The organism is Pseudorhodobacter sp. MZDSW-24AT (genome assembly GCF_002794355.1).
GTDB lineage: Bacteria > Pseudomonadota > Alphaproteobacteria > Rhodobacterales > Rhodobacteraceae > Pseudotabrizicola.
Genome location: NZ_PGOI01000002.1, coordinates 254,041 through 269,435, shown reverse-complemented (window position 1 = coordinate 269,435; position 15,395 = coordinate 254,041). Strand labels below are relative to the sequence as shown.

Genomic DNA, 15,395 nt, shown 5'->3' with positions numbered 1-15,395 from the left:
GGGAGGAGCCAGCATGGCCGAGATCACGATTGACGAAGGAGTGGCTTGGGCCATTTGCGAAGGGCGTCATGGCGACCCGTTTTCGGTGCTAGGGCCGCACAAATTGGGCGGCAAATGGGTGGTCACGGCTTTTGTGCCGGGGGCTGAAAAGCTGTGGCTCTTGACTGGGAAATCAGGTCAAGAAGTAGAGGCAACGCATTGGGGGCAAGGGCTTTTCTTTGCCACGCTGCCGCGCAAGGCGGCGTATCGGCTGCGCGCCACGGGTCATGGCACCACATGGGAATTTGAAGATCCGTTCCGCTTTGGCCCGGTGCTGGGCGAGCTGGATGAATACCTGCTTGGCGAAGGAACCCATCAGCGCCTTTGGAAGGTGCTGGGGGCGCATGTCATCACACATGAAGGGGTGAAGGGCACGCATTTTGCGGTCTGGGCGCCAAATGCCGAACGGGTGTCGGTGGTCGGCGATTTCAACATCTGGGACGGTCGTCGCCATCCGATGCGGCGGCGGGGAGCCACGGGTGTTTGGGAAACCTTCGTCCCCGAACTGGGGGAAGGCACCACCTATAAGTATGAGATCCGCGCGCAAGGCGGCCATCTGCTGCCGCTCAAGGCCGATCCTGTCGGATTCGGATCTGAACATCCGCCTGCAAATGCCTCTGTTGTCAGGAGAATTTCCGGTGCCTTCACCGATGCCGACTGGATGGCCACCCGCGCCGAACGGCAGACGATAGACGCGCCGATCTCGGTTTACGAGGTGCATCTGGGGTCTTGGCGGCGCGCGCCGGGGGACCGGATGCTGTCCTACATTGAACTTGCCGAGCAACTTGTTGATTATGCGGCAGATATGGGGTTCACGCATATCGAACTTCTGCCCGTCAGCGAGTTCCCCTTTGATGGGTCTTGGGGGTATCAGCCGGTGGGGCTGTTTGCGCCCACCATCCGCCATGGCACGCCGCCCGAGTTCCGCGCCTTTGTGAATGCGGCCCATCGCAAGGGCCTTGGCGTGCTGCTGGACTGGGTTCCTGGGCATTTTCCGACCGACGCGCATGGCTTGGGCCAGTTTGACGGCACGCCGCTTTATGAACATGCCGATCCGCGCGAAGGGTTCCATCAGGATTGGAACACGCTGATCTACAACTACGGCCGGACCGAAGTGCAGAACTTTCTGGTGTCCAATGCGCTGTATTGGTTGGAAGAATTCCACATCGACGGGCTGCGGGTGGATGCTGTCGCCTCGATGCTTTACCGCGACTACAGCCGCAAGCAGGGCGAGTGGGTGCCCAACCGGGATGGCGGGCGCGAGAATTACGAAGCGATCGAGATGCTGCGCCGCATGAACGTCACCGCCTACGGCGAATGCGCGGGCGTGATGACGGTGGCCGAGGAAAGCACGGCTTTTCCGGGTGTCAGCCGCCCTGTGAACCACGGCGGTTTGGGCTTTGGCTTCAAGTGGAACATGGGCTGGATGAACGACACCTTGTCCTACATGGAAAAGGATCCGATCCACCGCAAGTATCACCATCACCAGATGACCTTTGGCCTGCATTACGCTTGGTCCGAGAATTACATCTTGCCGATCAGCCATGACGAGGTTGTGCATGGCAAGGGCAGCATGCTGGGGAAGATGCCGGGGTCGGGCGAGGAGAAGTTTGCCAATCTGCGCGCCTATTACGGCTTTATGTGGGCGCATCCGGGCAAGAAGCTTTTGTTCATGGGGCAAGAGTTTGCGCAAGGCGCGGAGTGGAACCACAATCAAAGCCTTGACTGGCATCAGCTTGATATTCCTGCGCATTCCGGCATTCAGTCTTTGGTGCGCGATCTGAACCGGGTGTATCGAGCCACGCCTGCGCTGCACCGCAACGACACGCGGCCCGAAGGGTTTGAATGGATTGAATCCACCGATGCCGAGGCCAGCGTTTATGCTTGGCTGCGCAAGGGGGCGGCCGGGGACCCGATGGTGGTGGCGCTGGTGAACATGACGCCGATCGAGCGGCGGTATCGCATCGGCCTGCCAGCGGGAGGCCATTGGGCAGAATTGCTGAACACCGATGCCGCGCTTTACGGCGGCGGCAACCGTGGCAACCTTGGCGGTGTCACGGCAGAGGCGGTGCCATGCCATGGGCGGCCGTGGTCAGCGCTTGTGACATTGCCGCCGCTGTCGGCGGTTTATCTCAAAGAGGGGGATCTTGCGTAAAGCAAGGCAAGGGAGGGATCATGAAGGCTAAACCCAATACAAGGCTGTCGTCGCAGGCGATGGCATTCGTTCTTGCCGGCGGACGGGGAAGCCGTCTGAAGGAATTGACAGACCGCCGCGCAAAGCCGGCGGTCTATTTCGGTGGCAAGACCCGCATCATCGATTTCGCGCTGTCCAATGCGCTGAATTCCGGCATCCGCAAGATGGCGATTGCGACACAATACAAGGCGCATAGCCTGATCCGCCACATGCAGCGCGGCTGGGGGTTTTTCCGGGCCGAGCGGAATGAATATCTGGACATCCTGCCCGCCAGCCAGCGGGTGGATGAGAACAAATGGTATCTGGGCACGGCGGATGCGGTGACGCAGAACATCGACATCGTGGATGATTACAAGGTGAAGTATGTGATCATTCTGGCGGGGGATCACATCTACAAGATGGATTACGAGATCATGCTGCAGCAGCATGTCTCATCCGGTGCCGATGTCACGATTGGCTGCTTGACGGTGCCCCGGATGGAGGCGACGGCCTTTGGGGTCATGCATGTGGACAAGGACATGCGGATCACCCAGTTTCTGGAAAAGCCCAAAGACCCGCCCAGCATTCCGGGCGATCCGGATCATGCGCTGGCCAGTATGGGGATTTACGTCTTCAACTGGGACATGCTGCGCGATCTTTTGATTCGGGATGCGGAAGACCCCAATTCCAGCCATGATTTCGGCAATGACATCATTCCGCAGATCGTGAAGAACGGCAAAGCGGTGGCGCATAAATTTGCCGACAGTTGCGTCACCTCGGGCTTGGAGGATGAGCCCTATTGGCGCGATGTGGGAACGATCGACGCATTCTGGCAGGCCAATATCGACCTGACCGATTTCGTGCCCAAACTGGATCTGTATGACAACAGCTGGCCGATCTGGACTTATGCTGAAATCGTGCCGCCTGCGAAATTCATTCATGACACCGACGGGCGGCGCGGGACGGCGATTTCCTCGCTGGTGTCGGGGGATTGCATCGTCTCGGGGTCGGAGGTGCGCAATTCGCTGCTGTTCACGGGATGTCGCACGCATTCCTACAGCACGCTGGATCATGTGGTGGCCTTGCCGCAGGTCTGTGTGAACCGGAAGGTGGAGTTGAAGAATTGTGTGATCGACCGGGGGGTGATCATCCCCGAAGGTCTGGTGGTGGGGCAGGACCCGGAGGAAGATGCCAAGTGGTTCCGCCGCACGGATGCGGGCATCGTATTGATCACGCAGGATATGCTGGATATGCGGGCGCGCAAGCTGGGATAGGCTGCGCCCATGGCAGACCCCGGGGGGCTGTCTGCCCCCCGGTCCCCCCGAGGATATTTGAGAACAGATGATGAGGGAAGCATGACCGGTCGGGTTCTGTCTGTTGCGTCGGAATGTGTGCCTTTTGTCAAGACCGGCGGGCTTGCCGATGTGGTGGGGGCCTTGCCGGAGGCCCTGGCTGGGGTTGGCTGGGAGATGCGCGTCCTGATCCCGGCCTATCGGGCGCTGCGGGGGCTGTGCGCGGGGATGACGGCGGTCTGGGAAGAGCCGGGGCTGTTTGGGGGGCATGGCACGGTCTATGCCGGGCAGGTCGAGGGGATGGAGGTGCTGCTGCTGGATGCGCCGCATCTTTATGACCGCGATGGGGGCCCTTATGGCGGACCGGGCGGGGATTGGGGAGACAATCCGCAGCGGTTTGCGGCGCTGTCTTGGGTCGCGGCGCGGATCGCGCGCGAGGGCGTGGCGGGCTGGCGGCCGGATGTGCTGCATGCGCATGACTGGCAAGCGGGATTTGCGCCTGCGTATCTGGCCTATTCCGGCGCGCGCGATGTGAAATCGGTGATGACGGTGCACAACATTGCCTTTCAAGGCTGGGCGCCCGTGCATCTGCTGCATGATCTGCGCCTGCCGGGAGAGCAGTTTTATCCCGATGGGCTGGAATATTACGGCGGCTTGTCCAGCTTGAAGGCGGGTCTGGTCACGGCGGATTGGATCACCACCGTGTCGCCCACCTATGCGGCCGAATTGATGCGGGCCGAATTTGGCATGGGTTTGCAAGGCGTGATCGCGGCGCGGGCGGCGCGGGTGTCGGGCATTCTGAACGGGGTGGACACAGGGATCTGGGCGCCCGAGTCGGAACCGGTGCCGTTCAGCGCGGCACATCCTGCGGGAAAAGCGACGGCCCGTGCGGCGCTCTGTGCCGAGTTCGGGATCGATGTGCCGGGGCCCTTGGCGATTGTGGTGAGCCGCTTGACCGATCAGAAGGGCATCGACCTGCTGCCGCAGGTGGTGCCGGACTTTGTGGCCGCAGGGGGCGGGCTCATCGTTCTGGGTTCGGGCGATCCGGGGCTGGAGGGCGCCATGCGCGCCTTGGCCGAGGCGCATCCAGCCCGGGTGGCCGTGCGGATCGGTTATGACGAGGCGCTCAGTCACCGTCTGTTTTCCGGCGCAGATGCGGTGCTGGTGCCGTCGCGCTTTGAGCCCTGTGGGCTGACACAGATGTATGGGCTGCGCTACGGCGCCTTGCCTGTGGTGGCGGCGACGGGCGGTCTGGCCGATACGGTGATCGGTGTCTCGCCTGCCACTTTGACGGCAGGGGTGGCGACGGGGGTGGTGTTTCACCCCACCGATGCGTTGGCCTTTGGTCAGGCCCTGACCAAACTGTTGCAGGTTTATAGCCAGCCCCAGCAATGGGCGCGGCTGCGGGCCAACGCGATGGCGCATCCGGTGGGCTGGGAAACTTCGGCAGCGGCCTATGCCGACTTGTATGCGCGGCTGCGCGCATGACAGCGGGGCAGGTTCTGGCGCCGCATCGGCTGTCGGGCCATGCGGTGAGCGCGGGGCGCCCTTGGCCGATGGGCGCGACGCTGGATGGCGATGGCGTGAACTTTGCGGTTTTCTCGGCGCATGCCGAACTCATCGAGCTGTGTCTGTTTTCGGCAGACGGGCGCAAGGAGCTCACACGGCTGCCGTTTCGTGAGCGCGACGGCGACATCTGGCATATGCATGTGGGCGGGCTGACGCCCGGGGCGGTTTACGGGTTTCGGGCGCATGGGCCTTATGTGCCGGAACAGGGACATCGCTTCAATCCGCACAAGCTTTTGCTTGACCCTTACGCGCGGGCGCTGGAAGGCCGGTTGCGGTGGTCGGATGCGGTGATGGGATACAAGATCGGCTCCAACCGGGGCGATCTGTCCTACGACACGCGGGACTCGGCCTTTGCTGTGCCCAAGGCGGTGGTCACCGACACCTCCTTCACATGGGGCGACGATGCCGCGCCGCGCACGCCGCGCTGCGAGACGGTGATTTATGAAGCGCATGTCAAGGCACTGACCCAATTGCATCCGGGGATCGAAAAAGGCCTGCGCGGCAGTTATCTGGCCTTGGCCAGCGATCCGGTGATTGCACATCTGCAAACGCTGGGCGTGACCGCGATCGAGCTTTTGCCGGTGCAGGCCTTTCCTGACGACCGCTTTCTGGTGGCCAAGGGCCTGCGCAACCACTGGGGCTATAACACGCTGGCCTTCTTTGCGCCCGAGCCGCGCTATATGGCCAAAGGCGCCCTGTGGGAATTCCAGACGATGGTGCGGCGTCTGCATTCGGCGGGGATCGAGGTGATCTTGGACGTGGTTTACAACCACACGGCCGAGGGAGATCAGTGGGGCCCCACGCTGTGCTACCGGGGCCTGGACAATGCCAGCTATTACCGGCTGGCCGATGGCGGGCGGCATTATGTGAATGACACGGGCACCGGCAACACGCTGAACCTGACGCATCCGATGGTGCTGCGCATGGTCATGGATTCCTTGCGCTATTGGGTTGAGGTGTGCCATGTCGACGGCTTTCGCTTTGATCTGGCCACGGTGCTGGGTCGCGAGCCGCATGGCTTTGACCCGAATGGCGGGTTTTTCGATGCCATCCGGCAAGACCCGGTGCTGAGCCGCGTCAAGCTGATCGCCGAGCCGTGGGATATTGGCCCGGGCGGCTATCAGCTGGGGCAGTATCCGCATCCGTTTCATGAGTGGAACGATCAGTTCCGCGATGGCGTGCGGCGGTTCTGGCGAGGGGACGCGGGGATGACGCCCGATCTGGCGAAACGGCTGTTGGGCAGTGCCGAACGCTTTGACCATTCGGGTCGGTCCGCCACCAGTTCGGTGAATTTCCTGACCGCGCATGACGGGTTCACTCTGGAAGATTTGGTCAGCTTTACGATCAAGCGCAACTGGGCCAATGGTGAGGACAACCGCGATGGCCATTCCGACAACCACGCCGACAATATGGGGGTGGAGGGGCCAACCGACGACCCGCAGGTGCTTGCGGCCCGTGCCTTGCGCAAGCGCAACCTTCTGGCGACGCTGTTCCTTAGCCAAGGGGTGCCGATGATATTGGCCGGGGATGAGCTGGGGCACAGTCAGGGCGGCAACAACAATGCCTATGCCCAGGACAATGCCGTCACCTGGCTGGACTGGACCCGCCCGGATCAGGGGCTGACGGCCTTTATCGCCCGGCTGACGGCGGTGCGCCGGGCGCATCCTGTGTTGCGGCAGCGGCGATTCTTGCACGCGCGCAAACGTGCTGCCGATGGCAAGCTGGATGTGGTTTGGCGCAAACCCGATGGCCAGACGCCGACGCCGCAGGATTGGCATGACCCGGCCTTCCGCGCCTTGGGGGTAGAGCTGCGGATGGCGGCCGAAGGACAGGACGCGGGCTGCGATGCGGTGCTGGCCTGGTTCAACTGCGGCGCGGCGGTGGATCTGACCTTGCCTGACGCCTCTGGCTGGGAGCTGGTGCTTGACACCACGCGCCCCGATGTCTCCTCTGGGCCGGTGCCGTCGCGGTTGCCTGCGCAATCCGTTCTGTTGTTCCGCCTGTGCCCCGACTCGGGGCAGGCGCAAGGAGAAAGACCATGATCACCACCGTTGCCACCCAACCGATCGCCGGGCAAAAGCCGGGCACTTCGGGCCTGCGCAAGAAGACGCCTGTCTTCATGGGGCCGCATTACCTCGAAAACTTCGTTCAGGCGATTTTCGATGTGGTGGGCGCCAGCGGCAAGACCTTTGTGCTGGGTGGTGACGGGCGCTATTTCAACGATCGCGCGGCACAGGTGATCTTGCGCATGGCCGCAGCAAATGGCGCGGCGCGGATGATCGTGGGGCAGGGTGCGGTGCTGTCCACCCCGGCGGCCAGCCATTTGATCCGCCTCAACAAAACCGACGGCGGCATCATCATGTCGGCCAGCCACAATCCCGGCGGACCGGAAGAGGATTTTGGCGTCAAGTTCAACATGCCCAACGGCGGCCCGGCCCCCGAAGGCGTGACCGAAGCGATGTTCCAGCGCACCACCGAGATCACCGCCTACAAGATGCTGGAGGCGCAAGACGTGGATCTGAACGCCATCGGGCGGCACGATTTGGGCGGCATGATCGTCGATGTGGTGGACCCGGTGGCGGATTACGCCGATCTGATGGAAACCCTGTTCGATTTCCCGGCCTTGCGCGCGCTGTTTGCGGGCGGCTTTCGGATGCGCATGGATTCGATGTGCGCAGTGACCGGCCCCTATGCGGTCGAGATCCTTGAAAACCGGCTGGGCGCGGCCCCCGGCACCGTCACCCACGCCACCCCTTTGCCCGACTTTGGCGGCATGCACCCCGATCCAAACCCGACTTGGGCGCATGAGTTGATGGACGAGATGATGGGTGCGGATGCCCCCGATTTCGGCGCGGCGAGTGATGGCGACGGCGACCGCAATATGGTGGTGGGGCGCGGGATCTATGTTTCGCCTTCGGACAGCCTTGCCGTGCTGGCCGCCAATGCGCATCTGGCGCCGGGCTATGCCAAGGGGCTGGCCGGGGTGGCGCGCTCGATGCCGACGTCCGCCGCCGCCGACCGGGTGGCCGATGCGCTGGGGATTGCCAAGTTCGAAACGCCCACGGGCTGGAAGTTCTTCGGCAGTCTGCTGGACGCAGGCCGGGCCACCCTGTGCGGTGAGGAATCCTTTGGCACCGGCTCTGACCATGTGCGTGAGAAAGACGGGCTGTGGGCGATCTTGCTTTGGCTCAACATCCTTGCGGTGCGCAAGCAATCGGTGGCCGAGATACTGGCCGAGCATTGGGCGCGCTTTGGCCGCAATTACTACAGCCGCCACGATTTCGAGGCGATTGCCACCGACAAGGCCGATGCGATGATGGCGGCTTTGCGTGCAAGCCTCGCCGATCTGCGGGGCCGCGAGGTGGAAGGCATGACCATCGCCACCGCCGATGACTTCGCCTATACCGACCCGGTCGATGGCTCGGTCAGCGCCAAACAGGGCGTGCGGATCATTTTCGACGATGGCAGCCGCATCGTGATGCGCCTGTCAGGCACGGGCACCGAGGGCGCCACGTTGCGCGTCTATCTGGAGCGCTACAGCCCCGGGCCAGAGGGGCTTGACCACGATCCGCAAGAGGCGCTTGCGCCCGTGATCCGCGCGGCCCACGGGCTGGCACGGCTGGCGGAGTTCACCGGGCGCACGGCGCCTGACGTGGTGACCTGACCCGACGTTCGGAAGCGCTCCGCGCGGGAGTATTTGGAAAAGGTGCAAACTGGACAGGTCCAGACCAGGCGATCTGCGGATGGATTTGCACCTTTCTGAAATACTCCCGCCGGAGGCGCAGCTTTCCACCCGGACAGGCGGCGGAGTCAGCGGAACTGTTTGGCCAGCTTCAGGCCCTGACCTTGATAGTTGGATGCAATCCGGGTGCCATACAGCGCGTCAGGGCGTTCGGACATCCGTTCATAGACCAGACGGCCGACAACTTGCCCATGCTCCAGCACAAAGGGCGCCTCATGGCAGCGCACCTCGAGGACGCCGCGCGACCCGGCCCCCCCTGCGGCGGCATGGCCAAAGCCGGGATCGAAGAAGCCCGCGTAATGGACCCGGAACTCTCCCACCATCGCCAGATAGGGCGCCATTTCGGCTGCGTAATCAGGAGGAATGGTCACCGCCTCGCGGCTGACAAGAATGTAGAAAGCGCCGGGATCCAGAATGATGCGGCCATCTTGCGTGCGGATTTCTTCCCAGAATTCGGCCGCCGGATAATGCCCGATCCGATCGAGATCGATCACACCCGTGTGCGGCTTGGCGCGGTAACCGACCAGATCGCCAGACCGGGGCCGCAGGTCGACCGAAAAACCAAGACCTTCGGAGATCACCGGGGTGCCGTCCACCAAAGGCTCTGTCTGGTGCAAGAGGGCAAGCGCATGGTCGGAGAGCACGGCTTGCCCGTCCCGAAACCGGATCTGGTTCAACCGTTGCCCTGCCCGGACGAGCACCGAGAAGGACCGGGGGCAGACTTCCGCAAAAAGCGGACCATCATAGCCATCGGGAATCCGATCAAATTCGGTGCCGCCATCGGTGATGAGACGCGTCAGCAAATCGAGACGACCGGTCGAGGATTTTGCATTAGCCACAGCCGTCAGGCCTTCGGGAAGTGACAGCCGCTCCAAGAGGGGAATCACATACACGCAGCCTTTTTCCAGCACCGCGCCATCGGTCATGTCGATCCGGTGCATTTCAAACTCCGCCAAGCGCTCGGCGACGGGGCGGCCTTTGCCTGCCAGAAAGGACGCGCGCACCCGGTAGGCGATGTGCCCCAGACGCAGATCAAGGCTGGCGGGCTGCACCTGTTCGGGAAGGATCGCGGGGGTGGCGCTGATCGCCCCATTGGCGATCAGATGGCGCAGTTGTTGCGCGGCAAGCACCCCGGTTTTCGTCATCGCGCACCCTCCAAGCCCTTGAAATGAAAACCGCCCGCAAGGCACTGGGCCAAGCGGGCGGTTTTTTCGATGGTCGGGCCGGAGAGATTCGAACTCTCGACCTTCCGCCCCCCAGACGGACGCGCTAACCAGGCTGCGCTACGGCCCGAACATGCGGGGATACATACTGATATTCGCGGGCGGCACAAGCGGGAAAGCACGAATTTTTTCCCCAGAAAGCAAATGTGTCAGCCGGGCAGGCGGGCAGAACCATCCCGGCGGTTCCGCAAAAGCACAGCCTGATCGCGCAGTTGCACCAATTGCGCATGCTGCTCATCACTCAGGGTTTCGCGCGACAGCGCGCGCAGACGCTGGGCCAAGGTTGTGCCGGCCTGCGCTGCTTTGGGCTTCTGGCGTGGGGCTTCTTGCGGCCCGGTGGGGGGCGCTTGCGCTGTCTCGGCAGGGACGACGCGGCTGAGGTGCACTACGGGTGCAGCAGCAGGTGGCTTTGGTGCTGCCTCCTCTAGCGTATCCGCCTCTTCGGCCCAAACCGCCATGGGCGCCTCGGCCACAGGTTCGGGAAGCGAGGGCACAGGCGCCGGTGGGCGTGGAAAAAGCTCGGTCACCGACGGCGCCGACTGCGGCACCGCCAGCGGCGCCGCAGGCTCGGCCATGGGGGGCTGCGGCGCCTCAGGGGTAAGGTCAGACAGCGCATCTTCTGCCAGCGGGTCTTCCTGCCGCTCCACGGGGGCGAAAGGCTCGTCACCCTCTGCGGCGGGCGTTTGCGCCGAAGCGGCGGGTGCCCGCGCCGCGGCCTGAAGCGCAATGATTTGCGCGGTTTCGGCTTCGGGCAAGGCGTGGCTGGCCACGACCGGCGGCGCGGCCGGTGTGGGAGAGGCCGCCATCTCTTCGTTTTGGCTGTCTTCCTCGGGGTCTTCGACCACACCGGCAACGTAGCGAACACCTTGTTCGCGCAGGATTTTCTGCACGCCACGGATCGTCATGCCATCTTCGTGCAACAACCGCTTGATCCCGGTCAACAGCGCCACGTCCGACGGACGATAATAGCGACGGCCGCCCGCGCGTTTCACGGGACGGATCTGCGGAAATCGGCTTTCCCAAAACCGCAGCACATGGGCCGGGGTTTCCAGAAACTCAGCGACTTCCGATATGGTGCGGAAGGCGTCGGGCGATTTGTTCATGCGCCGCGCTCTCCTTTGATCATGCGGTTACTTCTTTTTGCCTGCGGCCACGCGGTCGCGCATCAGATGGGAGGGGCGGAAGGTCAGAACCCGGCGCGGGCTGATCGGCACCTCATCCCCGGTCTTGGGGTTCCGGCCGACACGGGCCGATTTGTCCCGCACAGAAAACGTGCCAAAGGAGGAGATCTTCACCTGTTCCCCCGAAGCTAGGGCATCGGACATATGCTGCAGCACAGATTCGACAAGCTGCGCCGACTCATTCCGGCTAAGTCCAACCTCACGGAAAACGGCTTCCGACAGGTCCATACGGGTCAGTGTTTTTTCGCTCATTCGCAAATCCCCCCCGGGCTGTTGCGGCAAAGGATGCGCCGTCCGGATTTCCGAGTCAATATCAGAGACTTGAGGGCTGGAGTTAAAACAGACTCACCAGCGGAGAACCACCGACCCCCAAGCAAGGCCGCCTCCGATGGCTTCGGTCACGATCAGATCGCCTTGCTTGATCTGGCCGCGCGCCTTGCCCACCGAAAGCGCCAGCGGAATGGACGCGGCGGAGGTGTTGCCATGGTCCTGAACGGTCACCACCACCTGATCCATGGACAGCTGCATCTTCTTGGCGGTGCCTTCGATGATGCGGATATTGGCTTGATGCGGCACGATCCAATCGACATCGGCACTGGTCAACCCGGCCTTGTCGAGGCAAGCATGGGCTGTTTCGGCAAGCTTTTCAATGGCATGCCGGAACACTTCTTTGCCTGCCATCCGCAGATGCCCTGTCGTGCCCGTGCTGGTGCCTCCGTCGACGTAGAGAATGTCCTTGAAACGCCCGTCCGAGTGAAGATCGCTGGCCAGAATGCCACGATCCGTGGCAGCGCCGCTGCCCTCTTGCGCTTCCAGAACCAGCGCACCGGCGCCATCGCCGAACAACACGCAAGTGGTGCGGTCGGTCCAATCCATCAGGCGGCTGAAGGTTTCGGCGCCAATCACCAGCACCCGCTTGGCCTGACCTGACACCAGCAGCGCATTGGCGGTGGTCAGGGCAAAGACAAAGCCGGCGCAGACCGCTTGCACATCGAAGGCAAAACCACCGGGCATCGCAAGTTCGGATTGCACCATGGTGGCCACCGAAGGAAAGGTCAGATCGGGGGTGGAGGTGGCGACGATCAGCGCGTCAATATCGGCGGGCACGAGGCCAGCATCGGCCAAAGCCGCACGCGCGGCATGGGCGGCCAGATGCGAGGTCATCTCGCCCTCGGCCGCAAAGTGCCGCCGTTCGATGCCCGAGCGCGAGCGAATCCATTCATCGCTGGTTTCCACCAACGCTTCCAAATCCGCGTTTTCCACAACGCGTGCGGGCAAGTAATGGCCCACGCCCGCCACGACGGCGCGTAATGTCATAATTTTGCCCCGACTTCCCCGGCAGGTTCTTCTGCCGTCTTTTTCACCGTCAAAGCCACCCGTGCAGCCAGACGTTCCACAAAACCGCTGCGTGCCAGCTGGATCGCAAGGCCGATCGCCGCCGCAACCCCGGTTTCATCGGCAGAGCCGTGTGACTTCACGACCGTGCCATTGAGCCCAAGGAAAACGCCGCCGTTCACCCGTCGCGGATCTATGCGCTTTTGCAACTGTTTCAAGGATTTCAGCGCCAAAAGCGCCGCGAGCTTGGACAAAAGCCCGGCACCAAAAACATCGCGCAGAAAATCTGAAATCAGCTTGGCAGTGCCTTCGCCGGTTTTCAGCGCGATATTGCCAGTGAAGCCATCGGTCACAATCACATCGACCCGGTCGCCCGGAATGTCTCCGCCTTCGACAAAACCGACGAATTCAAATCCGCCTGCCTCGGCTGCTTCGACCATGCGATCATGGGCGATCTTGAGTTCGGCACGGCCCTTGTGCTCTTCGGTCCCCACATTGAGCAGACCCACGCGCGGACGCGGCAGGGCAAGGCCGTTGCGCGCGTAAGAGGCCCCCATGGCGGCGAATTGCAACAGATCCTCGGCCTCGGCCTCGATTCCGGCACCGACGTCCAGCATCACGTTGAAGCCGCCGGGGTTCCGGCTGGGCCACAGGCAGGCGATGGCGGGGCGGTTCACGCCCGCAATCTTGCGCAGGCGGACCATAGAGACCGCCATAAGCGCGCCCGTGTTCCCGCAAGACACGGCCGCCTGCGCGGCGCCTGATTTCACCGACTCGATCGTTGACCACATCGAGGTGCCTTCGCCATGGCGCATGACCTGGCTCGGCTTGTCATTCATTGTGACCGCGCGTTCCGCGTGCACCAAGCTGACGCGCCCCGACAGGCCCGGCTGCGCGGCGAGGAGGGGTGTAAGCACCGCACTGTCGCCGTGCAGGATGAACGAAACATCAGGATGCTTGGCGGCAGACAGGCCAAGACCGGCGACCACAGCCGCCGGTCCACGGTCGCCGCCCATGGCGTCGACCGAAATAACCGTCTTCGCCCCGCCTTCAAGCGTGTCCGTCACCGGAGTTTGCAGTCCGCTTGCCATGGGCAGGGTGAGCCGTCCGGGCGCGGCTTACGCCGCGTCCTCGTCCAGATCGACGTCTTTGGTGGTCGCCACGACTTCGCGGGCGTCATAGTGGCCGCAGGCGCCGCACACGTGGTGCGGGCGCTTCAGCTCGCCACAGTTCGGGCAATCAGCGGGGTTGCCAGCAACCAGAGCGTCGTGAGCGCGACGCATGTTACGGCGGGATTTGGTGACTCGGTTCTGCGGGACAGCCATGTCGCAACCTTTGGGTAGTGGGGACATGCCCCTGTTTTACTTGATCATTCTACGGTCGGATAACACCGCCGGGGGCGCGTTTCCACACCCCGAATGAGGCGCGGAACATACATTTATCTGGGCGCGGTGCAAGCCCCAATCTGCCCAAATCGGCATCATGCCCCGGAGGAGCCGCCCAGTTTGTCCTTTAGCGCCGCCAAAGAGGCAAAGGGTTTCAGGTCGACATCGCGCAAGGGTTCGGCGCCCGGAGGCGTGGCCACAAGCTCACCGAGTTCGGCGCCGGGCGCGCGGGGGTATTGCGGCAGCGCCAGCACCAAGGCCTCCAACGCGACCGCGCCCACATCGATCACCTCGGGAATCGGCTCGGCGCTGTCATCCTCTGGCATCTCAACCTCGTCGCCGCTCGGCTCGACCCAATCGGCGACAAAACGGCGCGTGACCGTTTCGCGGATCTTCGCGGGCACTGGCGCCAGCGTGACAACGCATGGCTGCTCGATCTCGGCCTCCAGCTCGGCTTCCAGCACGAAATCGCGGTTGGGGGCCGGGCGCAGTTCCCCCTTGAAGTGAAATGTCCTGACCGCGAGCAATCCAAGATCCTCGGCAATCGCCTGACGCTGGGCAGGCTCGGGCGAAAGCGCGAACCGGGTGGGTTTGCGCATCGACAGCGCGCCAGATCGTAGCGGATGGGATAGTGCGGGCGATCGTTCTGGCGCGACGCTTTCACGCAGATCAACCGAAGCATCGGATTTTTTCATGGCACGATCACCTTTGTTGTGTCAGGGCGGGCGCCTTAAGGCGGCACCGATCGGATCAGGGCGGCGCGCTGCGCCGCTTGCGCACGTTCCATTCTTGAACCGGCCTGCATCCTTCTGTAAGCCTTTGCGTCAGGAGACAGGTCTTCACCCTGTGGCACCTAAGCGCCGATGCTTGGCTTGGCAAGTCCACAGCTGATTTCGGGCCTTGGTGGTGCGGTAAAGCTGGTTAGGGAATACGACGGATGGCATCGACTTCAGTTCAGCGTGACCGCAAGCCCGCGGATGCTTCCCGTGGCGGCCTTCGGCGCGCCCTGATCGGCGTGGGTCTTGCCCTGACTTTGACGGCCTGCGCGCCCATCATCCGCAATCACGGCTATGTGCCAGCAGAGGAAGACCTGTCACAGCTTGTGGTTGGCCAAGACACGCGTGAAACCGCTGGAACCAAAGTGGGCCGTCCGTCGACCTCTGGCCTGCTGAACGACACCGGATGGTTCTACGTGCAAAGCCGCTGGGAACAGCGCGGTGCCTTCGCGCCGCAAGAGATGGACCGTCAGGTTGTCGCGCTGACCTTCAGTGATTCCGGTGTGCTTCAGAATGTGGAGCGTTTCGGGATCGAGCGCGGGCAGATCGTTCCGCTGTCACGCCGCGTGACCGAGAGCAGCGTCAAGGGTCAGAGCGTTCTGGCGCAACTGTTCTCAAGCTTTGGTCGCCTGAGCGCAGGCCAGCTTCTGAGCGAGTAAGCCCAGAAGCTGCCGCCAAGG

At 63.0% G+C, this 15,395-nt stretch carries 13 protein-coding genes and 1 tRNA gene; 6 read left to right on the top strand and 8 right to left on the bottom strand.

The genetic code is table 11. The annotated features are described in order from the left end of the window. Positions 1-13: 13 nt before the first annotated feature. The 5 genes from glgB (at position 14) to CUR21_RS02915 (ending at position 8,737) form a co-directional block, all read left to right on the top strand. A complete protein-coding gene (gene glgB / locus CUR21_RS02935; protein ID WP_100195514.1) occupies positions 14-2,194 on the top strand; it encodes a 1,4-alpha-glucan branching protein GlgB in 2,181 nt (726 codons plus the stop codon). A gap of 20 nt (positions 2,195-2,214) precedes the next feature. Continuing rightward, the gene (glgC, locus tag CUR21_RS02930; protein ID WP_100195513.1) at positions 2,215-3,486 is read left to right on the top strand and encodes a glucose-1-phosphate adenylyltransferase; all 1,272 of its coding nucleotides are present in this window, start codon (positions 2,215-2,217) and stop codon (positions 3,484-3,486) included. 81 nt (positions 3,487-3,567) lie between these two features. Continuing rightward, complete coding sequence (gene glgA, locus CUR21_RS02925; RefSeq protein WP_100195512.1) at positions 3,568-4,992, top strand: glycogen synthase GlgA; 1,425 nt, start codon at positions 3,568-3,570, stop codon at positions 4,990-4,992. After that, on the top strand, positions 4,989-7,115 hold the full coding sequence (glgX, locus tag CUR21_RS02920) for a glycogen debranching protein GlgX (protein WP_232622662.1): 2,127 nt from the start codon (positions 4,989-4,991) through the stop codon (positions 7,113-7,115). Before glgA ends, glgX begins: the two co-directional genes overlap by 4 nt. Then, on the top strand, positions 7,112-8,737 hold the full coding sequence (locus CUR21_RS02915; RefSeq protein ID WP_100195511.1) for an alpha-D-glucose phosphate-specific phosphoglucomutase: 1,626 nt from the start codon (positions 7,112-7,114) through the stop codon (positions 8,735-8,737). Before glgX ends, CUR21_RS02915 begins: the two co-directional genes overlap by 4 nt. A 146-nt stretch (positions 8,738-8,883) precedes the next feature. Here the strand turns inward: CUR21_RS02915 and CUR21_RS02910 are convergent, their stop codons facing one another. The 8 genes from CUR21_RS02910 to CUR21_RS02875 all read right to left on the bottom strand — a co-directional run bounded on the left by CUR21_RS02910 (position 8,884) and on the right by CUR21_RS02875 (position 14,634). Further along, positions 8,884-9,960 carry a 2'-deoxycytidine 5'-triphosphate deaminase gene (locus CUR21_RS02910; RefSeq protein WP_100195510.1) on the bottom strand — a complete coding sequence of 359 codons (1,077 nt, stop codon included), beginning with the start codon at positions 9,958-9,960 and terminating at the stop codon, positions 8,884-8,886. A gap of 70 nt (positions 9,961-10,030) precedes the next feature. Beyond that, positions 10,031-10,108: transfer RNA gene (locus tag CUR21_RS02905), tRNA-Pro, on the bottom strand. A 79-nt stretch (positions 10,109-10,187) separates the two neighbouring features. Further along, the gene (locus CUR21_RS18835; RefSeq protein WP_232622661.1) at positions 10,188-11,141 is read right to left on the bottom strand and encodes a MerR family transcriptional regulator; all 954 of its coding nucleotides are present in this window, start codon (positions 11,139-11,141) and stop codon (positions 10,188-10,190) included. A 27-nt stretch (positions 11,142-11,168) separates the two neighbouring features. Beyond that, complete coding sequence (gene ihfA / locus CUR21_RS02895) at positions 11,169-11,471, bottom strand: integration host factor subunit alpha (RefSeq protein WP_100195509.1); 303 nt, start codon at positions 11,469-11,471, stop codon at positions 11,169-11,171. A 93-nt stretch (positions 11,472-11,564) separates the two neighbouring features. After that, complete coding sequence (locus CUR21_RS02890; RefSeq protein ID WP_100195508.1) at positions 11,565-12,536, bottom strand: beta-ketoacyl-ACP synthase III; 972 nt, start codon at positions 12,534-12,536, stop codon at positions 11,565-11,567. Next, positions 12,533-13,645 (bottom strand): phosphate acyltransferase PlsX, encoded by a 1,113-nt coding sequence (gene plsX, locus CUR21_RS02885; protein ID WP_100195507.1) that lies wholly within the window; start codon positions 13,643-13,645, stop codon positions 12,533-12,535. Before plsX ends, CUR21_RS02890 begins: the two co-directional genes overlap by 4 nt. 27 nt (positions 13,646-13,672) lie before the next feature. Continuing rightward, entirely contained in the window at positions 13,673-13,879 is a 207-nt protein-coding gene (rpmF, locus tag CUR21_RS02880) for a 50S ribosomal protein L32 (protein ID WP_100195506.1), read from the bottom strand. 155 nt (positions 13,880-14,034) lie between these two features. After that, a complete protein-coding gene (locus tag CUR21_RS02875; RefSeq protein WP_100195505.1) occupies positions 14,035-14,634 on the bottom strand; it encodes a DUF177 domain-containing protein in 600 nt (199 codons plus the stop codon). 242 nt (positions 14,635-14,876) lie between these two features. Between CUR21_RS02875 and CUR21_RS02870 the strand changes: the two genes are divergently transcribed. Next, the gene (locus CUR21_RS02870; RefSeq protein ID WP_100195504.1) at positions 14,877-15,374 is read left to right on the top strand and encodes an outer membrane protein assembly factor BamE; all 498 of its coding nucleotides are present in this window, start codon (positions 14,877-14,879) and stop codon (positions 15,372-15,374) included. Positions 15,375-15,395 lie beyond the last annotated feature (21 nt).